The sequence below is a fragment of the Chromobacterium sp. W521 genome, assembly GCF_052805975.1.
The window spans coordinates 201,782-222,783 of record NZ_JBRBAF010000007.1 but is presented as its reverse complement, the minus strand read 5'-3'; the positions used below and the strand labels follow the sequence as shown (position 1 = coordinate 222,783).

At 62.4% G+C, this 21,002-nt stretch carries 23 protein-coding genes; 12 read left to right on the top strand and 11 right to left on the bottom strand.

Annotated elements, in window-relative coordinates:
- Positions 1-3: 3 nt before the first annotated feature.
- The 5 genes from ACUXV1_RS13065 to ACUXV1_RS13045 all read right to left on the bottom strand — a co-directional run bounded on the left by ACUXV1_RS13065 (position 4) and on the right by ACUXV1_RS13045 (position 1,973).
- Positions 4-201 (bottom strand): TraR/DksA family transcriptional regulator, encoded by a 198-nt coding sequence (locus tag ACUXV1_RS13065; protein WP_019102035.1) that lies wholly within the window; start codon positions 199-201, stop codon positions 4-6.
- The gene (locus tag ACUXV1_RS13060; protein ID WP_446015574.1) at positions 198-776 is read right to left on the bottom strand and encodes a hypothetical protein; all 579 of its coding nucleotides are present in this window, start codon (positions 774-776) and stop codon (positions 198-200) included. The genes ACUXV1_RS13065 and ACUXV1_RS13060 overlap by 4 nt, the downstream gene beginning before the upstream one ends.
- Positions 776-1,000 (bottom strand): hypothetical protein, encoded by a 225-nt coding sequence (locus ACUXV1_RS13055; protein ID WP_256870409.1) that lies wholly within the window; start codon positions 998-1,000, stop codon positions 776-778. Before ACUXV1_RS13055 ends, ACUXV1_RS13060 begins: the two co-directional genes overlap by 1 nt.
- Positions 997-1,419 carry a M15 family metallopeptidase gene (locus tag ACUXV1_RS13050; RefSeq protein ID WP_081556094.1) on the bottom strand — a complete coding sequence of 141 codons (423 nt, stop codon included), beginning with the start codon at positions 1,417-1,419 and terminating at the stop codon, positions 997-999. Before ACUXV1_RS13050 ends, ACUXV1_RS13055 begins: the two co-directional genes overlap by 4 nt.
- A gap of 140 nt (positions 1,420-1,559) precedes the next feature.
- Positions 1,560-1,973, bottom strand: a complete 414-nt coding sequence (locus tag ACUXV1_RS13045) for a Mor transcription activator family protein (RefSeq protein ID WP_019102031.1) — start codon at positions 1,971-1,973, stop codon at positions 1,560-1,562.
- A gap of 329 nt (positions 1,974-2,302) precedes the next feature.
- Between ACUXV1_RS13045 and ACUXV1_RS13040 the strand changes: the two genes are divergently transcribed.
- Both ACUXV1_RS13040 and ACUXV1_RS13035 read left to right on the top strand, forming a co-directional pair.
- Positions 2,303-3,022: a S24 family peptidase gene (locus tag ACUXV1_RS13040; protein WP_043589245.1), complete on the top strand. Its 720-nt coding sequence runs from the start codon at positions 2,303-2,305 to the stop codon at positions 3,020-3,022.
- 326 nt (positions 3,023-3,348) lie between these two features.
- The gene (locus tag ACUXV1_RS13035; protein WP_446015573.1) at positions 3,349-3,933 is read left to right on the top strand and encodes an SIS domain-containing protein; all 585 of its coding nucleotides are present in this window, start codon (positions 3,349-3,351) and stop codon (positions 3,931-3,933) included.
- 179 nt (positions 3,934-4,112) lie between these two features.
- Here the strand turns inward: ACUXV1_RS13035 and ACUXV1_RS13030 are convergent, their stop codons facing one another.
- Positions 4,113-5,048: an alpha/beta hydrolase gene (locus ACUXV1_RS13030; RefSeq protein WP_446015572.1), complete on the bottom strand. Its 936-nt coding sequence runs from the start codon at positions 5,046-5,048 to the stop codon at positions 4,113-4,115.
- A gap of 205 nt (positions 5,049-5,253) precedes the next feature.
- Positions 5,254-6,129, bottom strand: coding sequence for an HD-GYP domain-containing protein (locus tag ACUXV1_RS13025; RefSeq protein WP_081556090.1), 876 nt, complete (start codon positions 6,127-6,129; stop codon positions 5,254-5,256).
- A 283-nt stretch (positions 6,130-6,412) separates the two neighbouring features.
- Between ACUXV1_RS13025 and ACUXV1_RS13020 the strand changes: the two genes are divergently transcribed.
- The 5 genes from ACUXV1_RS13020 to ACUXV1_RS13000 all read left to right on the top strand — a co-directional run bounded on the left by ACUXV1_RS13020 (position 6,413) and on the right by ACUXV1_RS13000 (position 11,338).
- Entirely contained in the window at positions 6,413-7,777 is a 1,365-nt protein-coding gene (locus ACUXV1_RS13020) for an SGNH/GDSL hydrolase family protein (protein ID WP_446015571.1), read from the top strand.
- Between the two features lie 327 nt (positions 7,778-8,104).
- Positions 8,105-9,118 (top strand): class I SAM-dependent rRNA methyltransferase, encoded by a 1,014-nt coding sequence (locus tag ACUXV1_RS13015; protein ID WP_043640291.1) that lies wholly within the window; start codon positions 8,105-8,107, stop codon positions 9,116-9,118.
- 261 nt (positions 9,119-9,379) lie between these two features.
- Positions 9,380-10,714 (top strand): SGNH/GDSL hydrolase family protein, encoded by a 1,335-nt coding sequence (locus ACUXV1_RS13010; protein ID WP_446015570.1) that lies wholly within the window; start codon positions 9,380-9,382, stop codon positions 10,712-10,714.
- Between the two features lie 75 nt (positions 10,715-10,789).
- Positions 10,790-10,981: a Lar family restriction alleviation protein gene (locus tag ACUXV1_RS13005; protein WP_081556088.1), complete on the top strand. Its 192-nt coding sequence runs from the start codon at positions 10,790-10,792 to the stop codon at positions 10,979-10,981.
- A 9-nt stretch (positions 10,982-10,990) separates the two neighbouring features.
- A complete protein-coding gene (locus ACUXV1_RS13000) occupies positions 10,991-11,338 on the top strand; it encodes a DMT family protein (protein WP_019101577.1) in 348 nt (115 codons plus the stop codon).
- A gap of 154 nt (positions 11,339-11,492) precedes the next feature.
- Here the strand turns inward: ACUXV1_RS13000 and ACUXV1_RS12995 are convergent, their stop codons facing one another.
- Positions 11,493-12,278: an inositol monophosphatase family protein gene (locus ACUXV1_RS12995; protein WP_231138325.1), complete on the bottom strand. Its 786-nt coding sequence runs from the start codon at positions 12,276-12,278 to the stop codon at positions 11,493-11,495.
- A 97-nt stretch (positions 12,279-12,375) separates the two neighbouring features.
- Between ACUXV1_RS12995 and ACUXV1_RS12990 the strand changes: the two genes are divergently transcribed.
- Positions 12,376-13,101, top strand: coding sequence for a 16S rRNA (uracil(1498)-N(3))-methyltransferase (locus ACUXV1_RS12990; RefSeq protein ID WP_114154159.1), 726 nt, complete (start codon positions 12,376-12,378; stop codon positions 13,099-13,101).
- A 27-nt stretch (positions 13,102-13,128) separates the two neighbouring features.
- Here the strand turns inward: ACUXV1_RS12990 and ACUXV1_RS12985 are convergent, their stop codons facing one another.
- Positions 13,129-14,343: an HD-GYP domain-containing protein gene (locus tag ACUXV1_RS12985; RefSeq protein WP_043640300.1), complete on the bottom strand. Its 1,215-nt coding sequence runs from the start codon at positions 14,341-14,343 to the stop codon at positions 13,129-13,131.
- Between the two features lie 493 nt (positions 14,344-14,836).
- Between ACUXV1_RS12985 and ACUXV1_RS12980 the strand changes: the two genes are divergently transcribed.
- The 4 genes from ACUXV1_RS12980 to pyrI all read left to right on the top strand — a co-directional run bounded on the left by ACUXV1_RS12980 (position 14,837) and on the right by pyrI (position 19,263).
- Entirely contained in the window at positions 14,837-16,912 is a 2,076-nt protein-coding gene (locus tag ACUXV1_RS12980) for a methyl-accepting chemotaxis protein (RefSeq protein ID WP_043640221.1), read from the top strand.
- 28 nt (positions 16,913-16,940) lie between these two features.
- On the top strand, positions 16,941-17,555 hold the full coding sequence (locus ACUXV1_RS12975; protein ID WP_194427349.1) for a LysE family transporter: 615 nt from the start codon (positions 16,941-16,943) through the stop codon (positions 17,553-17,555).
- A 308-nt stretch (positions 17,556-17,863) separates the two neighbouring features.
- Entirely contained in the window at positions 17,864-18,784 is a 921-nt protein-coding gene (gene pyrB, locus ACUXV1_RS12970) for an aspartate carbamoyltransferase (RefSeq protein WP_043640231.1), read from the top strand.
- Positions 18,785-18,804: 20 nt separating this feature from the next.
- Complete coding sequence (gene pyrI, locus ACUXV1_RS12965) at positions 18,805-19,263, top strand: aspartate carbamoyltransferase regulatory subunit (RefSeq protein ID WP_043589228.1); 459 nt, start codon at positions 18,805-18,807, stop codon at positions 19,261-19,263.
- Between the two features lie 105 nt (positions 19,264-19,368).
- Here the strand turns inward: pyrI and ACUXV1_RS12960 are convergent, their stop codons facing one another.
- Both ACUXV1_RS12960 and ACUXV1_RS12955 read right to left on the bottom strand, forming a co-directional pair.
- Positions 19,369-19,887, bottom strand: coding sequence for an N-acetyltransferase family protein (locus ACUXV1_RS12960; protein ID WP_446015569.1), 519 nt, complete (start codon positions 19,885-19,887; stop codon positions 19,369-19,371).
- Between the two features lie 241 nt (positions 19,888-20,128).
- Entirely contained in the window at positions 20,129-20,995 is an 867-nt protein-coding gene (locus tag ACUXV1_RS12955) for an NYN domain-containing protein (RefSeq protein WP_203389379.1), read from the bottom strand.
- Positions 20,996-21,002 lie beyond the last annotated feature (7 nt).

The following is a 21,002-nucleotide window of genomic DNA, read 5'->3' as shown; positions in this document are numbered from 1 at the left end:
CTTTCAGCCTTCGGCCAGTTGTTGGCAAATCACGCAGCGGGTGCAACTGGGCATGATTGCCCTGCGCGCGGACGAGATGGGGTCGCCGCAATCCTCGCAGTGGCTGTAGCCGGCCTGATCAAACTGTTGGTAATGACGGGCAATGGCTTGCTCGCGGAACTCGGTCTCCAGCTCGCTGGCCCGATCGAAAAAATCGCTCATGGTTGTGGTCCTTCGGAAGTAAACAGCCCGCCGAGCGCCGTCAGCCTTTGTTCCAGCTGTTGGCACCAGGCGCCGTAGTCGGCGGCGTGGGCCAGGAGGTCTGCTGCCGGTAACCCGGCCCCGGCGGCGGCGGCTTGATTGGGATTTGCAATAGAAACGGAGTCGGTTGCGGACATTGAGGGGGCGGAATAACCGAGGACTTGCCGGTAGAGGCGCAGGCTGTCAGGGCCAAGGCCGCCATAGCGGCCGCCATCCTGTTGCACGACATATTCGATCCTTTGTTTCTGGTCTTGCAGCCGCTGCTGCAGATCCTGTTGTTGACTCAGCAGGCGCGCTTCTTGCCGGCCCAGCAGTTCGCGCAAGCGTTGCTGCTGCTGCAAAGCGGCCTGCAATTGCCGTTGGGCGCGCTCGGCCTCGGCGGCCTGACGGCCTTGATCCGCCGCCCGCTGTTCGGCCAAGCGCGCGCGCCAGCCCTCCGCGCCGTGGCGCAGCCCCAGCGGATAGGCCAGGCACGCCGCCAACAACGGCGGCAGCAGCCAGCTTCCCAGCTTCAACCACGCGGGCACCGGGCCCATCAGCGGCCGCCTCGATCCCGCCAGGCGGCGATCAGACGCAAACCCGCGGAGTAGCCGCCGACAATGCCGAGATAAATCAGCCAGATATCCGCGGCCAAGGTGCCGCGCAGCCCTTCCACCACGAACAACAGCGTGGCGGCCGCGCAGGCGATGTTCGCCCACAGCCGGGAATGGCTCAGCCGGCGGCCGCCGGGCCGGGTCAGCAAATCGGACAGACGCATCATTTCTTCTCCTTGTCGAGGCTGGTCGAATTCAACTCAAAGTGGGGAAACTCGCGGAACGGCGCGTCGGCCCTGCCGTACCAGTTCAGGCCTAGCGCGGCGCCGATCTCGCCCATCACCTGCCAGTGCGGATGGTGGGCGTCCCAGACCGGCTTGCCGCCAATCAGCGGGACTACGTCGAAAGCTCGCGCCGCCGGACTGCCGTGCAACATGGCGTTGTGCGCGGACTGGCCCCCGCGGGCGTTGGTCACCTTCGGCCCAGGGCGGGAACGGCCCTGAGCGAACAAGGCGTCCTGTTCCGCGCCGGAACGCCAGGTGCAGGTGATCAAGGCCTCCACGCCGGCGTCGCGGCAGCGCCGTACAAACGCCTCGGCCAAGGGTTGCAACTGCGGATGCAGGTCGGAAATAGCTCTGCTGGCCATGAAGACTCCTTGTTGTTGACGAAACGTGGCACATTGGCCGGCCGTCATGCGCGGCGCGCGCGCAGCCCTGCCAGGCATGGACGGAACCGGCTAGAAACAAACAGGAGAAATCGGAAGAGAGGGAGAGGCGGCGTATAGCCTTAATGCAGATCTTGGCTGGGCGTTTTCAGCACGCGCCACACCATGCGGTCGCTCAGTTGGAAGCGGATGGCCAGCACGCTGACCGCCTCGTTGGCGCCCAGGCCTTGCTCCAGCAGTTGGTCGAAGTCATTCAACAACTGCTGATTGCGCGCCAGACGCAAGGCCTGGCTGCAACGCGGCACGTACAGGATGTCGCCGCCAAAGTGATGAGTCAGGCTGGCGGCGGCGTCTTCGCCTATCACTTCCACTAAAGCGGCAAAACGCAACTGACCCGCCTTGCTTTGGTTTTTGGAAATGGGCAAGGTAGTGCCGCCCAAGGCCTGCACCAGTTGCAAGGTGCGCGGCAAGCCGATCAGCTCAGCCACCAGGCGCATGGTTTCGGGCAGGGCCGGGGCGATATTGGCTACGGTCATCGCGGAGATCTCCTAGGAATCACGGGACAAAGACGATAAGTTCTAAATGAGTTATAATTAATCAAGGCCAAGCACGCCATTTGCATTTAGAACTGCCGTTCTAAACACGGGCAAGCCCATGAATTCTATTGAAATCGGATGTGTTGGCAGCCCCTGAGACACATGACTGGCTGAACCCCGGTTACTTTTGAACTTTTCTCGAATTCATAAGTGCTATTTTAGTTCAAAACATAAAACTGATCAATTAGTACGATGTCACTCCCTGTCCTTTTGTACAGGGCATTTGACCGGGCCGTGGCGCCGGCCTAGCACGCCAAATGGAGTTCTACATGGAAAAAAACTTGGAACAGAGTGACTTCAAACAGCGGCTGGAACTGCTGATTGGGGCGGAGAAGCCCTACGCCTGGGCTACCCGCATTGGAATCAACAAAGGTTCGTTCACCAATATGTGGTATCACGGCGGCGTGCCGCGCGCAGCCACCGCCAGCAAGATCGCGGAGGCTAGCGGGTGCAGGCTGGAGTGGCTTTTGCACGGTAGCGGCCCGCAGTACGACGCAGCCCCTCCGCCCGGCGCGTCCATCCGACTAGAACGAGATCCGGATTGTTTTGTACCGGACAACGTTCATGAAGAGTTCTGTTTTATCCCGCGCTATAACCTGAAAGCCTCGGCCGGCTTCGGTTCCAATGCCAGCGAAGAAGCGCCGATGTTCTATATGGCGTTCCGAAAATACTGGATCAAGAACCACCTGAACGCCTCCGCCCGGGATCTGGCGGTAATCAGCGTCAAGGGCGACAGCATGAGCGGCGTGCTGGAGGACCGCGACACCATCTTGGTCAACACCGCCGAACACTCTCCCGGCGAAGGGCTTTACGTGATCCGCATGGGCGACGACATCTTCGTCAAGCAGTTGCAACGTTTGCCAGGCGGCGCGGTGCAGGTTCGCAGCGCCAACCCCTTGTACGAGACCTTTACCGTGGACTTGCAGCGCAATACCGGCGAGTTCGAAGTCATCGGTCGCGTGGTCTGGTTTGGGCGGCAGATTGGCTAAGAGCCTGTTCAAAGTCTCGCGAGCAAGGGCGAGACAAGGCGAAAACCAGCGAAAAAGCGGAATGTACGAGTGGTACATGAGCATTTTGAGCTCGTTTTCAACGCCGTATCGCTGAAGCGCAGCAGACTTTGAACAGGTTCTAAGAACCGGTTTGCGCTTCGCTTAGCGTCACACGGTGAGCACCGCTCCGAAATGCGCGTGGGTTCCGCTGTCTCAATCGTTTTCGCCTGGTCCCGCTCTTGTTCGCGAGAGCGCAAACAGGTTCTGAGCCCGACGTTGCGGGTGTAAACTGCGGTTTTGCCGCACCGCATGAAACGGACACCACCATGATTCAACACATCGAAGCCAGCCTGGTCGAAGCTCAAACCGCCTTGGCCAATCTGCTGGCCAACCCGGAAGCGCTGGCCAGCATCGACGCGGCGGCGCAAACCCTCATCACCAGCCTTGCCGCGGGCGGACGCATTTTTTCCTGCGGCAACGGCGGGTCGATGTGCGACGCCATGCATTTCGCCGAAGAGTTGACCGGCCGCTACCGCAAGAACCGCCGCGGCATGGCCGCCGTCGCGATTTCCGACCCCAGCCACATGACTTGCGTGGCTAACGACTACGGCTACGAGTTCGTGTTTTCGCGCTATCTGGAAAGCCACGCTCGCGCCGGCGACGTACTGATCGGCATCAGCACCAGCGGCAACAGCCAGACCATCGTCAACGCCGCGCAGGTGGCGCGCGAAATGGGCGTCAAGGTGATTATCCTCACCGGCCGCGCCGGCACGCGGCTGGAGCCGCTGGCTGATGTTTACGTCAACACGCCAGGCGGCCTGTTTGCTGACCGGGTGCAGGAGTTGCACATCAAGGTGCTGCATATTCTGATCGAACTGGTGGAACGCCACTTCTGCCCGGAAAACTATTGAGTTTCCCCGCTCCGTCACGCTTGCCATTATGCTGACGGCACGCCCCGCGCCCTAAGCGACGCCTGTCAGTACAAAGGCATGCGCCGGCCGCAAAAAAACCGCCGCCCGGACTCTCCGGCGGCGGTTCCGCGTTACAACAGCCCACCGCGCTCCGCAAAGCGCGGCAAACATTGAATAGCTCAACGGTTGAGGAAGGCGCCGATGCGCTGATACACCTCGCGGCAAACCTCCGGCACGATGGCCTCCAGATTGAGAAAGGCGTGCACCATGCCTTCCAGGTGCAGGTGCTCCACCTCCACTTCCGCCGCGCGCAGCTTGTCCGCATAGAGAAACGCCTCGTCGCGCAGCGGGTCGAAGCCGGCCGACACCAGCAAGGTTGACGGCAGCTTGCGGCAGAACCCGCCATGCAGCGGCGAGGCCTGCAAGCGGTTCTCCGCGTGCTGGAAGTAGTTATCGAAATACCAGGCCACCCGCGCCTTGGTCAGCAAATAGCCTTCACCGTTCTCGTCCACCGACGGCTGGCTCAAGGTGTAGTCGACGCTGGGATAGATCAACACTTGGCGCTTGATCCGCAAGGATGCGTCGTACTGGCCCAAAGCGCTGAGGCTGGACGTCAGCGCGCCGCCGGCGGAGTCTCCGGCCAGGGACAGCTCGCGCGCATAGGGCAGACCGCGCGCGTCCAGCGCCTGCCACAAGCCCTTGGCCACGACGGCAGCGTCCTGCAAACCGGCCGGGTACGGGCTTTCCGGCGCCAAACGGTAGTCGGCGGCCACCACCACGTGCTGGCTGGCGGCGGCGAGCCGCCGGCAAATCGGATCGTAAACGCTGACGCTGCCCACCATGTGTCCGCCGCCATGGAAAAACGCCAGCACCGGCAGCGCGCGCTGCGGGTTCGGGTGGTAGATGCGCACCGGCACGGTGAAATCGCGCCCAGGCACCAGGTCGTCGTTGACCCAAACGATGTCCGGTCCCGACGTCACCATCTGTCTCGTCAGATTGGCCAGCGCTTCGCGCGCGCCGATCGGGGTCGCCTTGTAACCTTTGGCCACCAGTTCGGCCAGTTCTCGATTGTATGCTTCCAGCCAGACGGCCAGAGCGGGATCAAGCTGATGCATGCAAACTCCTATCGGCCCAGCCGTGACGGACGGCGCGCGGGCGCAAGCGAAAGAAAGAGGAATGCCCGGCATGGGCCGTTGCCGCGCCCGGCGCAGGCGATCGGTCCGTCTGGGGACTTGAGCAGCTTATACCATTGGTATTGCCGTGCAAGCGCGCCAGGAGGCTTGCCATGGCACTAGCGCCGGCCGGGCCGCGGGCGCCCCTTCAGCCGAACAAACGCTCCAGCAGGCTGGGTTTGCGTGTTTGCAACAACTGCTCGGCGCCCAACAGCAAATCGTCTATCAGCCCTGGGTCGCTACGCGGCTGGCGAGCCAGCGCCGGGTTGGAATGGCCTGACGGGGCCAGTTCCAGCAGCGGGCCGCGCCGCGTCAGCCTGTAGCCGCCGGCGCAGCTGGGGCAGAAGATCTCCTCGCCGTCGGCTGCCGCTCGCGGCACGGCGATGATGGGGCCGCAGCCCGCGCAGGATTGCAAGGGAATGCCCGGCTCGCTATGGCCGATGACGTGATCGAACCGGCCAGCCTCGCCCAACTGGATGAAACGTTCGCCCAGTTCGCGGTCGAATTGGGTGCCCAGATTCTCCCGTATGATGGCCAGCGCGCGTTCCTTGGGCATGCCCCGCCGATACGGCCGGGTGCTGGTCATCGCGTCGAAGGCGTCGGCGATGCCGACGATGCGCGCCGCCAGCGGTATCTCCTTGTCTCTCAATCCCTGCGGGTAACCGCGGCCGTCCGGCATTTCGTGGTGGCTCAGCACCGCGTCCAGCGCCAACTCAGCCAAAGGATGATCGCTCAGCAAGTCGGCGCCCACTCGAGGATGGGTCTTGATGACCTCGTATTCGGCGTCGCTCAACTTGTCCGGCTTGTTCAACACCGCGTCAGGCACGCCCACCTTGCCCAGGTCGTGCAAAAAGCCGCCCAGCGCAATGCGCTCCACCTCGGACTGCGGCAGGCCCAGCTTGTCGGCCAGCGCATAGCACAAGCGCGACACCCGCCATAAATGCCCGCCGGTATAAGCATCGCGCGCCTCCACCATCATCGCCATCGTGTACAGCGTTTTCAGAAGCTCCCGCGCTTGTCGCATCTTTCATCCCCGCATGCCGATGGAACCCGGCCGCTAGAGCGATATCTGCAAGCGCTCCCGCGGCGACTCAGGCCGAATGATTTCAATATGGCATATCAATGCGGCTTTGCTGCGCTGGCAGCAATACGACAGTCGAGCGCCCGGAAATAGAGCAATCATTCCATTTGCATGAAACTTTCATTTTTCTTGGCTAGCCTAGACGGCACGCGGATCGCGCGCCGCCAACGGCGCGGTCCATGCGTTCGCGCCGTCGCCTGACGGCGCCCCACACGAGGAGACAACAATGAAATCGCTGCTATTGCTGGGCCTTGCCCTGAGCCCGCTGAGCCACTCCGCCGCCGCCGAACCGGTTCAGCCCGACCCTCGCTACAGTCACGTGCTGTCTTCGTCCGGCCCGCTCAGCCGCGAACAGCTTTTGAAAACGGCCCCGCCGGCACCCATGAGCCGCGCCGCGCGCGGCGACGCCAATATCGAGCTGATGTCGGTGCCCGGCCCCTCCACCTATACCTATCTGCGCTGCTATTACCGCACCGGCGACGCCGCCAGACCCACCACCGACTACGTGTGGGGCCTGGACCCCAGCAGCGGCGACTACTACCGCTTGAACGGCTATTGGTGGTCCAGCAGCGCGCTGGACTGGAAGAACATGTACTACACCGACGTGGCGCAAAGCACGCTGCAGTCGGTTTGCCGCAGCACCTTGCAGAAAAAGGGCATTCAGCAGAATCCGGCGATGGTGTTCGCCGCGGACAACCAACTGTCGTTCAACTACACGGTATGGACCAACGACAAGGCCGGCCAGGGTTCCGGCATCAACAAGATCGTCGCCTTCGGCGATAGCCTGTCGGACAACCAAAACGTCTACAACGCCTCCATGTGGACGCTGCCCAACCGCAACAGCTGGTTCCTTGGCCACTTCAGCAACGGCCAGGTGTGGGTGGAATACCTGGCCGGCCGTCTGCAGTTGCCGGTGTACAACTGGGCGATAGGCGGCGCTGGCGTGGACACGCAAAAACTGGTGATTCCCGGCGTGCAACAGCAGGTGCAGTCGTGGAAAGACTACATGAAGCAGGCGCGAGACTACGATCCGGCCACGACGCTGTTCACCATGCTGATCGGCGGCAACGACTTCGTGAACTACAACAACTCGGTGGATAAAGTGATCAGCGGCCAGAGCCAGGCGCTGACCAGCCTGATAGACGCCGGCGCGCGCAACATTCTGGTGCTCAACCTGCCCGACGTATCACGGGCGCCAGTGTTCCAGTTCAAGTCCGGCGCGGCCCAGGTGGCCGTCCAGGTGCGCGACTACAACCAGCGTCTCAACGCCTTGGCCGCTCAGTTGCGTCTCAAATACGGCAGCGGCCTCAAGCTGAACGTGTTCGACAGCTACGCGCTGTTCAACAAGGTGCTGGGCAACCCCTCCGCCTATCAGTTCAACAACACCACCCAGTCTTGCCTCAACATCAACGCGGACTCCAGCACCAACTATCTGAACTCGCAGAGCCCGCGGGCCAACTGCGTGAATCCCGACAGCTTTGTGTTCTGGGATACCCTGCACCCCACCACTCGCACGCATAAGGTGCTGGCGGACGAGGTGTACGGCTTCATGAACGGCTCCGCCGGCTTGGCCGCCCTGCCGCGACGCTGAGACCGTTCAGTGCCTGCCGCGCTTTGTGAACCACTATACGGCCACCATCGCTTCGCGATGCGCCCTATGCGTATTCCGCTTTCCCTGCGGTTTCCGCCTTGTCTCGCTGTGGTTCGCGAAGCTTTGAGCAGGTACTAAAACCGCTTGAATCGAGCAGTGGCCAAGCCGCGCCACCAGACAGGCCGCCTGCGGGCGGCCTGTTGTTTTGCAAGGGCTTTTCCGGACACGCATTTGAGCGCGACGACGGCAGCGCATACAATGAAGGATTTTCCGGCGCGCCCGCCTCCGCGCAGCGAGCCGGCCCGGAACCGCAAGCGAAGGCCCCCGATGTCCTCCCTGACCCCATTGCTGCAAAGCGCCGAAGCCGCGCGCGCAGAACTGATCGCCCGGCTGCAAGCCGAAGACACCAATTGTTATCGTCTATTCCACGGCAGCGTGGAAGGCATGCCCGGCCTGACCGTAGACCGCTACGGCGAACAGTTGCTGGCCCAGACCTTCCACCAGCCGCTGAGCGAAGACGAGCTGGCGGCGGTCCGCGCCCATTACCAGGCCAGCCACCCCGGCTTGCCGCTGGTCTACAACGACCGCAGCGCCGGCAACTCCCGCATCGGCAACGCGCTGACGCTGGAACAGCAAGCCGAGGCCGAAGCCGACCACACCATTCGCGAACTAAGCGTCAACTACCACTACCGCGCTCGCCATAAAGGCCAGGACCCGTGGCTGTTCCTGGATTTGCGCGCCGCGCGCCGCCGCGTGATGGAGCTGGCGGCCGGCAAAAGCGTGCTGAATCTGTTCGCCTACACCTGCGGCGTCGGCGTAGCCGCGGCCAAGGCCGGCGCCAGCTTCGTGATGAACGTGGACTTCGCCGAATCCAGCCTCAGCGTGGGCCGCGCCAACGCCAAGCTCAATCTGCTGACCACCCGCCCACGCTGCGTGCAGAGCGATGTGTTCGCCGCCATCCGCCAGCTGTCCGGCATCGGCCAGCCCGAGCGCGTGCGCGGCAAGAAAATGCCGCCCTTCCCCAAACTGGAAGCGCGTCAGTTCGATCTGGTGTTTCTGGACCCGCCGCGCTACTCCAAGAGCCCCTTCGGCGTGGTGGACCTGATCAACGATTACCAGGCGCTGTTCAAACCGGCGCTGCTGACCACCGCGCCGGGCGGCACGCTGATTTGCTGCAACAACGTCGCGCAGGTGGACGGCGACGCCTGGCTGGATGCGCTCAAGCGCAGCGCGGCCAAGGCCGGCCGCGAAGTGCGCGCGGCGGAATGGATCATCCCGGACGCGGACTTTCCCAGCCCGGACGGCAAGCATCCCTTGAAGATTGTCGCGCTCAGCGTCTGATCTGTGCTCTTGACGGCTGCCGGTCTCGGCCGGATTGCCGCGGCCAGATCCAATCTCGCCAAACGCCCGCCTTGCGCGGGCGTTTTCGCATAAAAAGCCACAGCATTTAAGCTATATGGCATTTTTACTCACATCTTAAAATTACCGTTTATTTTCACCTGTAAATACTTAAAGATCCCGATACGGCGCCACGCCGAAACAGCCGCGCTAGACGGCATGCAACAGACAGCTTGACTCAAATCACGTATCGGGAAAGTCACTATGAAACTTCAACTGCTACGCGGCCTGCTGGCCGCCGCAGGCCTGTTCACCGCCTGCCAGGCTCACGCCCAGCTGGACCCGCAATTGGACTATCTGTCCCCAGGCGGGCCGCTCAGCGAAGCCCAGGTCAAGGCCGCTGCGGCCAAACCGGCCGTGGCACTGGGAGCCGCCACCTATACCTATCTGCGCTGCTATTACCGGCTGGACATGAGCCCCGCCAAGCCGCAAACCAGCTACCACTGGGCGCTGGACCCCAGCAGCGGCGACTACTACCGCGTCAACGGTTACTGGTGGTCCGGCAGCATCGTCGCGCTGAAGAATATGTTCTATGGCGATGTGGCTCAGGACACCCTGACCGCCGTCTGCCAGAAAACGCTGGCGGCCAAGGGAATCAACCGTCCGGTGGCGCTCTACGCCGCCGCCAACAACCAGATGTCCTACAACCACACTATCTGGAGCCAGGACAGCGCCAGCCAGCCGGCGCGCGTCAACAAGCTGATCGTGTTCGGCGACAGCCTGTCCGACACTCAGAACATGTACGGCGCGTCCCAATGGCGGCTGCCCAACGCCAAAAGCTGGTTCATCGGCCGCTTCAGCAATGATCGGGTGTGGGTGGAATATCTGGCCGAGCAGTTGAAGCTGCCGATCTACAATTGGGCGATTGGCGGCTCCGCCGGCGATCAGCACCTGGTGGTGCCAGGCCTGCTGCAGCAGGTGGAGTCGTGGTCGCAATACATGCAGAAAGCCGCCAATTACCGGCCGGAGAACACCCTGTTCACCATGTTGATCGGCGGCAACGACCTGCTCAACTACGGCCGCACCGTGGACCAGGTGATCGCGGACCAAGGCAAGGCGCTGGAACGCATCATCACCGCCGGCGCGCGCCACATCGTGGTGCTGAACCTGCCCAACCTGGCCCGCACTCCGGCGGCCCAGGCCAGCGGCAAGGCCGCCGCACTGGCGCCGCAGGTGCGCGACTACAACGCCAAACTGGCGCTGCTGGTGGCGCAATTGCAACAGAAATACGGCAGCACGCTGAAGCTGAACCTGTTCGACAGCAACGCCCTGTTCGACGACCTGCTCGACAACCCGGCCAAGTATCAGGTCGGCAATGCCACTCAGTCCTGCCTGGACATCGCCGGCAACGCCAGCCTGCCCTATATCTGGGAACAGAAACCGCGCGCGGAATGCGGCAATCCGGACGCCTTCGTGTTTTGGGACGTGCTGCACCCCACCACTCACACCCATAAGCTGTTGGGTGCCTACATCGCCAACTTCGTCAAGGCGGCGGATCCGGCGGTCTCCGCCACGGCGGCGCTGAAGACGCGCCGCTAGGCGAATCTGCCCCCAGGCCGCCGCCATCGCGCGGCGGCTTGGGGTAAGATGCCGGTTTTAGCCGGACATCCCGCCATGAACCAAGCTCCGCAAATTGTCCTCAAACCCTGCCCCAAATGCGGCGCGCCCGCACTGCTGGTCAAGGCGGGCTCCCGTCGCTTCTGGGTGCAATGCAGCCGCTACCCGGACAACGGCAATTGCAGCGCCATCGGCGCTCAGGCCGACAACAAAAAAGAAGCCGTCGCCAACTGGAACGCCTCCCGCTGAGCACGCATCATGAATCTCTCGCCCTATCTTCTGACGCCGCTGCTGCTGGTGTTGTCCAATGTGTTCATGACCTTCGCCTGGTACGCCCACTTGAAGGACATGTCGTCCAAACCCTGGTGGCTGGCGGCGCTGGCAAGTTGGGGTATCGCCTTGTTCGAGTATTTGCTGCAGGTGCCGGCCAACCGCGCCGGCTACGGCGTGATGACGCTGTCGCAGCTGAAGATCATTCAGGAAGTGATATCGCTGTCGGTATTCATACCGTTCGCGGTCTTTTACATGAACCAGCCTTTCCGCTGGGACTACGTATGGGCTGGGCTGTGTCTGGTGGGCGCGGTCTACTTCATGTTCCGCGGCTGAGCGCTTGTTCAAGGCGCTGCTGCGCTTGGTAAGGGTTGTACGGCGAGAACACGCTCGAAATGCCCGTATACCACTCGACCATTCCGCTTTTTCGCTCGTTTTCGCCTTGTCTCGCCCTTGCTCGCGAGACTTTGGAGCGGGCGCTAAAACCTGGCTACTGGTTGGCGCGCACCCAGCGGTGCCATTGGGAAAACAGCTCCGGATTCAGCGCGGCGATGGCGGAACGCTTCCAGATCACATCACTCCAGTAGTCGTCGCTGTTGAGGCTGGCGATCTGGCCGCCGGCCTCCTCCAGAATCACCGCTCCGGCGGCGTAATCCCACAAGCGCTGGCCGCCGTGCAGGTAAAGATCGTAGCGGCCGGCCGCCAGATAACACCAGTCAAGCGTGCTGGAGCCCAGATTGCGCAAGCTGCCGCACGGGCAGGTGCTGCCGATGCGCGCGGCCAGCTTGCCGGAGCGCAGATATTTGACCTCCACGCTGGCAATGGCGTCGCACATGGTGTTGACCACGGTTTTCAAGGGCAGCCGCTGGCCGTTCAGAAAGGCGCCCTCGCCGCGACTGGCGTAAAACATTTCCTGGGACACCGGGTTGTAGATCACGCCCAGCCGGCTTTTGCCGCCCACCATCAGGCCGACGGAAATAGCGAAATACGGCAGTCCGTTGACGAAGTTGGTGGTGCCGTCTATCGGGTCCACCACCCACAAGCCGTCCTGATTCTCCGCCCACAACCGGTCTTGCTCGGCCAATTCCATCTCCTCGCCCAATACCGGGTGAGGCAGAATGCGGGGCAAAGCGGCCTGCAAGGCTTGCTGGCAAGCCATATCGGCTTCGGTGAACAGCGTGCCGTCGTCCTTGCGGCTTTTGCCCACGTGCAAAAAGCGCGGCATCACCTCGTCGCGCGCCACTTCCCTGAGCACCTGCATCACCTGTTCCAGCACCTGCATTCGTTTTCCCCCAAGGCCGCTGCAATCCTATTTGCTGCAATCGCAGCAAACAAAGCAAAATACCGGTATCAACAGCGACTTTCAATACGTCATGCCCAGGTTTTACATTGACGCCGACCTCTGCGTCGGCCAAACGCTGGCCCTGCCAGACACGGTGGTGCGCCATGTGCAGGTGCTGCGGCTCAACGCCGGCGACGCCGTCACCCTGTTCAACGGCCGCGGCGGCGAGTACGCCGCCGTGCTGGACGCGGTGATGAAGCGCGACGCCCATTGCCGCATCGAAGGCTTCGACGACGTTTCACGTGAAACGCCTATTTGGCTGGGCCTGGCCCAAGCCATTTCCGGCGGCGACAAAATGGAGTTTACCTTGCAAAAGGGCGTGGAAATGGGCGTGTCCGCGTTTCAGCCCATCGCCGCGGAGCGCTCCATCGTCAAACTGTCCGGCGAGCGCGCCGACAAGCGCGTGGCGCGCTGGCAGGAAATCGTGATTTCCGCCTGCGAGCAAAGCGGTCGCAACGCCATTCCTGAAGTATTGCCCATTCTGTCGCTGGAGCAATGGCTGAAACAGGCGCCGAGCGCCGACGCGCGGCTGATCCTGTCCCCGGTGGGCAGTCAGCGCCTGGCCGACATCGCCGCCGAGCCTAAACGCGCCTGGCTGATGGCCGGCCCGGAGGGCGGTTACTCCGCCCGCGAAGAGGCCGCGGCGCTGGACGCAGGCTGGACGCCGCTGAAACTGGGGCCGCGCATCCTGCGCACCGAAACCGCGGCGCTGGCCGCGGTGGCGGCGATACAAACAGTGTGGGGGGATTACCGCTAGCCGGAGCGGCGCGGGGGCTAGGGCCCGCTATAGAAAGCGCAGCGGATCAATCTTCCACTTGTCCGGCGACTCGTGTTTGACAATGCGGTCGCCGCCGCCAAACCCCATGCCGCGGGACAAATCCACCATCTCCGGCGGAATGTAGACATTGCTCTTGGTGCTGAAAAACACCTTCACCTTGGGCGAGATCAGGTTGCTTTCGTTCTGCTCCACCACCACGCCCAGGCGGCCGCTCTCCAGCCGCACCAGGGTGCCGATAGGATAAATGCCTATGCTGCGCATGAACGCCTGCACCAACTGCGGATTGAAGTGGAACTTGGACCACTCGTAGATCTTGCGCAGGGCGTCGGTGGGCGCCATGCCCTTGTGGTAGCAGCGGTCCGAAGTCAGCGCGTCGTATACGTCGACGATAGCCGCCATCTGTCCCAGCTGTGAAATCTCCTCTCCCTTGAGGCCCGCCGGATAGCCGCTGCCGTCGTGACGCTCATGGTGCTGCGCCGCCACCAGCACCGCGGTTTCGGAAATACCCGTGGTTTGCAGCAGAATCTGCTTGCTCTCCACCACATGGCACTTCATCACCACGAACTCCTGCTCGGTCAGTTTGCCCGGCTTGTTGAGAATGCGGTCCGGAATCTTCATCTTGCCGATATCGTGCAGCATGCCGCCGATGCCGGCGTGATGAATCACCTCCTTGCTCATTCCCATTGCGTTGCAAAAACTGACCATCAACGCGCCAACGCTGACCGAATGCTGGAAAGTGTAATTGTCCTTGTCCTTGATGCGGCACAGCGACAGCAGCGCGCCGCCGTTGCGGAGAATGGACGAAGTCATCTTGGTCACCGACGGCTCCACCATTTCCAATTCCACCTGTTTGCCCAGACGCACGTCTTTGAGAATGCCCTGGATGATCTGGTTGGCTTCGCTGTGGATCAGTTGAGCGCGGCCAAACTCGGAGCCAGCCTCCACCTGCGGCTCCAGAATGGTCTCGTTGCTGCCGAATTCGCGGATCTGCTCCTCCAACAGCTTTTTCACTTCGGTGGCGCTGGGCGCGGAGGGCAAATCCATTCCCTTGCGCGTGTCGATGTACACCTCGTGAATGCCGGAATCGGCAATCTTACGGATTTCTTCCTCATCCTTGATCAGGAAACGCTTAAGCAAAAAGGGGTGCGACATCCAATCGCAGTTCAGATCGTGGATGTACATGCCCACCTTGAGATCGGCCACTTCTATGCACTTGATCATTCTGTGCTCTTTATCCCGCCGCGCGTCTGTGCCGCCGGCCGCGCGCATGCGTCTCCGCCACCCTGTCACCGGGACCCCGCCGGCCGCAATCGCCGGCGCAAATGGACCTGCCCGCCCAGTGCCGCCCGGGCGCGCCTTCTTTCAGCATCAACTCCGCTATCGGCATTTGCAAGGTATTCCATTAGCCCGGCGGCTAAACAAGCGGTGCACAATGACATGCGAATTCGACGTCAAACTCGCGCAAAGCCTGCTAGATAACGCAATGCGCCGCCGCTTGTCACGCTGCTGTAAATATTGCCGCCGCGGCCGTTGTGGCGCGGTTCCCACGTTCCGCCGAGCAACGTCCGCCTTTTAGCGCGTCGGCATGGACCGGTGCGGGCTTATCGCTTTAATGTCTATAAATAAGGGCAAGACACCGAACCTCGCCTCCGCTCGCGCGCGGCCGCGGCAAGCCGCCATATAACAAGCTTCGCAAGCTACTGGGGAAAGAAGAATGGAACAGCAGAAATGGGGCCGCCTGAGCACCCGCATCATTCTGGTGGCCGCCGCCGCCATCGCCGTCGGCTTCGCCGTCATGATCGGCCTGATCGCCTGGCAAAGCTACCGCTCGGCGGTGGAGCAAGGCTACAAACTGGCCTCTGAGCAAGCCAGCAGCTACGCCAAGGACGCGGAAAGCGATTTTGCCCGCAACTTCACCCTGCCGCGCCACCTAGCCGACGCGGTATTGGGCATACAACGCGTCGCGCATCCGGACCGCAAACACACCGACAACACCATCCAGCAGATGCTGGACAACGCGCCTCAGTCGGTGGGCCTGTGGATGCTATGGGAGCCGAACGCCTTCGACGGCAACGACAACAGTTTCCGCATGGACTGGCCTCGCCACGACCCCACCGGCCGCTATCAGCCCTACATCACCAAGAACGACAAGGGCAAAGCGCAAATGGACGTGATGATGTCGGCGGACCGCGTCAAGGAATTCCCCAAGTTCAAGGATCACCCGGAAAGCTATCAGCCCGACTACGAAAAACCGGGCTGGGGCGATTTCTACTACGTGCCCAAGCAACGCGGCCGCGACACCATCACCGAGCCCTACCCCTACGAGGTGCAGAACCGCAAGATCCTGGAAAGCTCGCTGGCCGTGGTGATCAAAGACGCCGCGGGCAAAATGCTGGGGGTCTCAGCCACCGACATCGCGCTGGACGACCTGCAAAAGAAATTCGGCCAGATCCGGTTATATGAAACCGGCTATGTCAGCATGCTGTCCGAAGGCGGCCTCTACGTAGTCAATCCAGAGGCCAGCCTGCTGGGCAAACCCGCGCCCAAGGACAGCCCGCTGACGCCCTATCTGGGCAAGATCAAGCAAGGCGAGGACTTCGTTTACGAGGCAGGCGGCTTCACCCACTTCTTCCACCCTGTGAAAGTAGCCAATACCGGCCAGTTCTGGACGCTGGGCGTCAGCATACCCACCGCGGCCATCACCGCCGACGCGAAGCGGCAAAGCCTGACCGCGGTGCTGATTGGCGCGGTGGCGCTGGCGCTGATTCTGCTGGTACTGGCCGGCGTGGTGCGCGCGCTGACCCGGCCGCTGAACCATCTGGCCGCCACCATGGAGCAACTGGCCTCCGGCAAAGGCGACCTGACCATCCGCATCCCGATCAGCAACCGCGACGAAATCGGCCGCACCGCGGACGCCTTCAACCGATTTATCGCCAGCCTTCGCGATATGTTCGTGGAGGTGCGCGAACAGAGCCAGGCGGTCACCGCGGCGGCGGTCTCCTTGCAAGAGTCCGCTCGCCAGGTGGAAAGCGCCTCCGCTTCGCAATCGGACGCCGCCAGCGCCACCGCCGCCGGCGTGGAGGAAGTCACCGTCAGCGTGCAGCACATCGCCAACACCGCGCAGCTGGCGGAGAGCACCGCGAGGGAAACCGGCAGACTGACCGAGCAGAGCGTTTCCACCGTCAACCAGGTCACCGCCGAAATCCGCCGCATGACCGACAATATGCACGCGCTGGCGGATCGGGTGAATGTCCTGGGCGCGCGCTCAACCGAGGTCAGCACCATCGTCAACGTGATCAAGGACATCGCGGACCAAACCAATCTGCTGGCGCTGAACGCGGCGATCGAAGCCGCGCGCGCCGGCGAGATGGGCCGCGGTTTCGCCGTGGTGGCGGACGAGGTGCGCAACCTGGCCGGCCGGACCGCCGAGGCCACGGTGGAGATCAGCCGCATCGTCAACGCCATCGGCCAGGAAACCCGCGACGCCGTCAGCGACGTGCAAAAGAGCAGCCAGTTGGTGGGCAACAGCGTCGCCATCGCCGAAGACGCCAACCAGGCGATGCAAACCGTGCTGGATCGCAGCCACGGCCTGGTGGGCAGCATCGTCGACATCGCCTCTTCCACTCGCGAGCAGTCCGCGGCCAGCCTGGAGATCGCTCAGAACGTGGAGCGCATCAGCAGCATGGCGCAGAGCAATAGCGACGTGGTGCGCCAAGTGGCCGCCTCGGTCAGCCATCTACGCGAACTGTCGGCGCGGCTGGAAGCGCTGGTGGGCGATTTCCGTACCTGAACCGCCAAACAATGAAAGGACAGCCCTGATGACGGCAATCGACTGGTGGCCGTTTGTCGCCGCCTCGCTGCTGTTGGTGGTCACGCCGGGCGCCGGCACGCTGTCCATCCTCGGCGCGCTCAGCGGCGGCGGGCTGCGCGCCGGCTACGCGGCCCAGGCCGGTTTGCTGGCCGGCGATCTGATCCTGATCGCGCTGGCCGGCGGCGGCGTGGCGGCGCTGCTGGCCGCCCACCCCGGCTGGTTTGAACTGCTGCGCTACGCCGGCGCGTTCTATCTGGCCTGGCTGGGCGCGAACTTGCTGTTCCGCCGCAACGGCGGAGCCGCGGCCGTGACCGCGCCGGCGCAACACAGCGCCGGCGCCTGCTTCCGCCGCTCGCTGTTGATCACCCTGGCCAACCCCAAAGCCATCCTGTTTTTCATGGCCTTCTTCCCGCAATTCCTGGAAGCCGGCCGCGCCGGCCCGGCCGGCTTCGCGCAGCTGGCCGCGGTATTCTGCCTGATCAATATGCTCTACCTGGCGCTGCTGGTATGGCTTGCCGGCCGCCTGCGCCGCCGCGCCTTCGCTCCCGGCGCTCGCCTGCTGCTCAACCGCCTGCTGGGCGTCTGCTTTCTCAGCCTGGGGATCAAATACGCGCTGCGCTGAGGCGCTGTTCATAGCCTGCTGCGCAGGTGGAAGTGTCCTTTTTCTGCCATCAATTTTGATAAATGCGACACGGGTCTTACCGTCGTGTAGGAATTGGGATTACAATCCCGCAATTTTGTTCGGACCACAGGCAATGACCCACGCAAAAACGCTTCCCGCACGACGCACCGCCCGCCACGGCGGCGACCTGGCGTTGGCGCGAGCCGTTGCCGTTCCCGAACCCCGACGCAGTAATAAAACAAGCTCCTGATTCCAGGGGCTTTTTTTTTACCCGCGACTCATAAAGCCAATATTGAAAGGACGCGACCATGGCCAACCCCCTCTACCGCAAACACATCATTTCCATACCGGACTTCAGCCGCGAGGAACTGGAGCTGGTGGTGGCCACGGCAGCCCGCCTGAAACAACAGCCTCGCAACGACCTGCTGAAAGACAAGCTGGTGGGGAGCTGTTTCTTCGAGCCCTCCACCCGCACCCGTCTGTCCTTCGAGACCGCGGTGCAGCGGCTGGGCGGCAGCATCATCGGCTTCGCCGACGGGGGCAACACCAGCGCCAAGAAAGGCGAAACCCTGGCGGACTCCATCAAGATCATCGGCTCCTACACCGACGCGGTGGTGATGCGTCATCCCAAGGAAGGCGCGGCGCGCCTGGCCAGCGAGTTCTCCGCCGTGCCCATCATCAACGGCGGCGACGGCTCCAACCAGCACCCAACCCAGACCCTGCTGGACCTGTTCACTATTCGGGAAACCCAGGGCACGCTGGAAAACCTGACCGTGGCCTTCGTCGGCGACCTCAAGTACGGCCGTACCGTGCACTCGCTGACCCAGGCGCTGTCGCTGTTCGGCGCCCGTTTCTACTTTGTGGCGCCGGAGCAACTGGCGATGCCGGACTACATCTGCGAGGAGCTGGACGAAAAAGGCATCCAGTACACCGTGGTCGGCAGCTTGGACGACGTGATTCCGCAAGTGGATGTGCTGTACATGACCCGCGTGCAACGCGAGCGTTTCGACGAGGCCGAGTTCAAGAAGATTCAGGGCAAGTTCGTGCTGCGCGCGGACATGCTGCACAACGCCCGCAGCAATATGAAGATTCTGCACCCGCTGCCGCGCGTCGACGAGATCGAAACCAGCGTGGACGCCACGCCGCACGCTTATTACTTCGAACAAGCCAAGAACGGGGTCTATGCGCGCCAGGCGCTGCTGTCGCTGGTGTTGAACGAGACCGTCTGATTCAGGAAAAGGAAACCATCATGCAATATACCCGCACCGTAGAAGCGCTGAAGCAAGGCACCGTCATCGACCACATCCCGGCCGGCCAGGGGCTGGTCATCCTGCGCCTGTTCAAACTCAGCGAAACCGGAGAGCGCGTCACCGTGGGGCTGAACCTTTCCAGCCGTCACATGGGCGCCAAGGACATCATCAAGGTGGAGAACATCGCGCTGTCGGAGGAACAGGCCAACGAGCTGGCGCTGTTCGCGCCGCAGGCCACCGTTAACGTGATCGACAACTTCGAGGTGGTCAAAAAACACAAGCTGGCGCTGCCGGACACCATCGAAGGCATCTTCTCCTGCCCCAACTCCAACTGCATCTCGCACAACGAGCCGGTGACCAGCTTTTTCTACGTTAAACCCCAGGCGCGCGACACAAAAATGAAATGCAAGTATTGCGAAAAGGTGTTCAGTAGGGATATCGTTGCAGAGGTGCGCTAAGTCGTACAAGGGTGAATAGAGAAATATCAAGAAAACACTGCGTTCGACAGTGGTAAAAAGCACGAGCAAGCGCCGCAGTCATCTGCGGCGCTTCTCATTTCAGGCTCACGACGCAGACGGCCCCTCGCTGGCGCCGTCGATAAAGCGCTGCAGAAACACCAGGTCCAGCCAGCGGCCAAACTTGAATCCCACCTGCGGCAGCATGCCCACCTGCTGGAAACCCAATTTCTCATGGAAGCGGATAGAACCCGCGTTGGCGGCGTCCACCGCGCCTATCATGGTGTGCTTGCCCAGCACCTTGGCGCGCGGAAACAAGGCTTGCACCAAGGCGGTGCCAATACCCTTGCCGCGCGCGTCGGCGGACAGGTGCACGCTGTGCTCCACGGTAAAGCGGTAGCCCGGCTTGACGCGGAAATCGCCAAAGCTGGAGAAACCCAGGATCTTGCCGTCCTCCTCCGCCAGCAGCACCGGATAGCCGGCCGCGGCGCGGTCCTGGAACCAGACGGCAAACTCGCCGGCGGACAGGGGATCGTCGTTGTAGATGGCGGTGGTGGTGGCGATAACCTCGTTGTAGATGTCGAGTATCGCCGCCAGGTCTTCCAGCGTGGCGTCGCGGATAATCATGTTCTGTCCCTTGCTGATGTGGCTTGTTGTGTGGATCGCGGGCGCGGACGCCGGCGCGTATCCTTAGAGTCTGTTCATCATCTGCTGCGCTTCGTGAGGCGTGACACGGTGAGTACCGCTTCGAAATGCTCATGTACCACTTGACCATTCCGCTTGCTCAGCGGTTTTCGCCTTGTCTCGCTCTTGCTCGCTAGATTTTGAACAGGCTCTTAGAAATGCAAACAGTGTACCAGCCGTCGGTTCAGCCGGCAGCCGTCGGCTTTTTGCGCGGGCTGCGCTTCTTGCGCGCCGGCGTCTCCGGCGGCGGATCCGCCGCGGGCGGCGTTGCCGTGGACGCCGCCAAGGGGGATTCGCCGTCGTGCTTGAGCCGGATTTCGCAATGCAGTTTGGAGCCGTTTCGGCTTTCCTGCACCGTCAGGAAGTCCAGCTTCTTCACCATCTGCGATAACCGGGAATGGCCGTAGACCCTCGGGTCGAACGAGGGATCGTTCTTGGCCAGATAGGTGCCCACCACCGACAGCTCCGCCCAGCCGCTGTCGCGGGACACGGCCTCGATCGCATTGGTGAACATGTCCTGCAGCGGGTGGCGCTCCTTCTCCGGCTGCGGCTTGGCTCGGCTGCGCGCGCTGCGCGTCTTGGGCTTGTCGGCCGCGATCTTGGCCACCGCCGGTTCCGGTCGCAAAATCTCGGTGAACACGAATTTGTCGCAAGCGGCGATGAAGGGCCGCGGCGTCTTGGATTGCTCGCCCAGGCCGATCACCATCAACCCGGATTCGCGCAGCCGGGTCGCCAGGCGGGTAAAGTCGCTGTCCGAGGACACCAGGCAGAAACCGTCGAAATTGCCGGTGTAGAGCAGGTCCATCGCATCGATGATCAGCGCGGAGTCGGTGGAATTCTTGCCCTTGGTGTAGGCGAACTGCTGAATCGGCGAAATCGCGTACTGGTGCAGCACTTCCTTCCAGCCCTTCAATTGGCTGGTGGTCCAGTCGCCGTAAGCGCGCTTGACCACGGCGGTGCCGTACTTGGCCACCTCGGCCAGCAACTCGGCGATCAGCGCCGACTGCGCGTTGTCCGCATCGATCAATACCGCCAGTTTGCGATTTTCCATGCTTGGT

What these genes read in the sequence shown, in the direction of transcription:
- ACUXV1_RS13065 (WP_019102035.1), bottom strand. Translation starts at nt 201, where the DNA reads ATGAGCGATTTTTTCGATCGGGCCAGCGAGCTGGAGACCGAGTTCCGC.
- ACUXV1_RS13060 (WP_446015574.1), bottom strand. Translation starts at nt 776, where the DNA reads ATGGGCCCGGTGCCCGCGTGGTTGAAGCTGGGAAGCTGGCTGCTGCCG.
- ACUXV1_RS13055 (WP_256870409.1), bottom strand. Translation starts at nt 1,000, where the DNA reads ATGATGCGTCTGTCCGATTTGCTGACCCGGCCCGGCGGCCGCCGGCTG.
- ACUXV1_RS13050 (WP_081556094.1), bottom strand. Translation starts at nt 1,419, where the DNA reads ATGGCCAGCAGAGCTATTTCCGACCTGCATCCGCAGTTGCAACCCTTG.
- ACUXV1_RS13045 (WP_019102031.1), bottom strand. Translation starts at nt 1,973, where the DNA reads ATGACCGTAGCCAATATCGCCCCGGCCCTGCCCGAAACCATGCGCCTG.
- ACUXV1_RS13040 (WP_043589245.1), top strand. Translation starts at nt 2,303, where the DNA reads ATGGAAAAAAACTTGGAACAGAGTGACTTCAAACAGCGGCTGGAACTG.
- ACUXV1_RS13035 (WP_446015573.1), top strand. Translation starts at nt 3,349, where the DNA reads ATGATTCAACACATCGAAGCCAGCCTGGTCGAAGCTCAAACCGCCTTG.
- ACUXV1_RS13030 (WP_446015572.1), bottom strand. Translation starts at nt 5,048, where the DNA reads ATGCATCAGCTTGATCCCGCTCTGGCCGTCTGGCTGGAAGCATACAAT.
- ACUXV1_RS13025 (WP_081556090.1), bottom strand. Translation starts at nt 6,129, where the DNA reads ATGCGACAAGCGCGGGAGCTTCTGAAAACGCTGTACACGATGGCGATG.
- ACUXV1_RS13020 (WP_446015571.1), top strand. Translation starts at nt 6,413, where the DNA reads ATGAAATCGCTGCTATTGCTGGGCCTTGCCCTGAGCCCGCTGAGCCAC.
- ACUXV1_RS13015 (WP_043640291.1), top strand. Translation starts at nt 8,105, where the DNA reads ATGTCCTCCCTGACCCCATTGCTGCAAAGCGCCGAAGCCGCGCGCGCA.
- ACUXV1_RS13010 (WP_446015570.1), top strand. Translation starts at nt 9,380, where the DNA reads ATGAAACTTCAACTGCTACGCGGCCTGCTGGCCGCCGCAGGCCTGTTC.
- ACUXV1_RS13005 (WP_081556088.1), top strand. Translation starts at nt 10,790, where the DNA reads ATGAACCAAGCTCCGCAAATTGTCCTCAAACCCTGCCCCAAATGCGGC.
- ACUXV1_RS13000 (WP_019101577.1), top strand. Translation starts at nt 10,991, where the DNA reads ATGAATCTCTCGCCCTATCTTCTGACGCCGCTGCTGCTGGTGTTGTCC.
- ACUXV1_RS12990 (WP_114154159.1), top strand. Translation starts at nt 12,376, where the DNA reads ATGCCCAGGTTTTACATTGACGCCGACCTCTGCGTCGGCCAAACGCTG.
- ACUXV1_RS12985 (WP_043640300.1), bottom strand. Translation starts at nt 14,343, where the DNA reads ATGATCAAGTGCATAGAAGTGGCCGATCTCAAGGTGGGCATGTACATC.
- ACUXV1_RS12980 (WP_043640221.1), top strand. Translation starts at nt 14,837, where the DNA reads ATGGAACAGCAGAAATGGGGCCGCCTGAGCACCCGCATCATTCTGGTG.
- ACUXV1_RS12975 (WP_194427349.1), top strand. Translation starts at nt 16,941, where the DNA reads ATGACGGCAATCGACTGGTGGCCGTTTGTCGCCGCCTCGCTGCTGTTG.
- pyrB (WP_043640231.1), top strand. Translation starts at nt 17,864, where the DNA reads ATGGCCAACCCCCTCTACCGCAAACACATCATTTCCATACCGGACTTC.
- pyrI (WP_043589228.1), top strand. Translation starts at nt 18,805, where the DNA reads ATGCAATATACCCGCACCGTAGAAGCGCTGAAGCAAGGCACCGTCATC.
- ACUXV1_RS12960 (WP_446015569.1), bottom strand. Translation starts at nt 19,887, where the DNA reads ATGATTATCCGCGACGCCACGCTGGAAGACCTGGCGGCGATACTCGAC.
- ACUXV1_RS12955 (WP_203389379.1), bottom strand. Translation starts at nt 20,995, where the DNA reads ATGGAAAATCGCAAACTGGCGGTATTGATCGATGCGGACAACGCGCAG.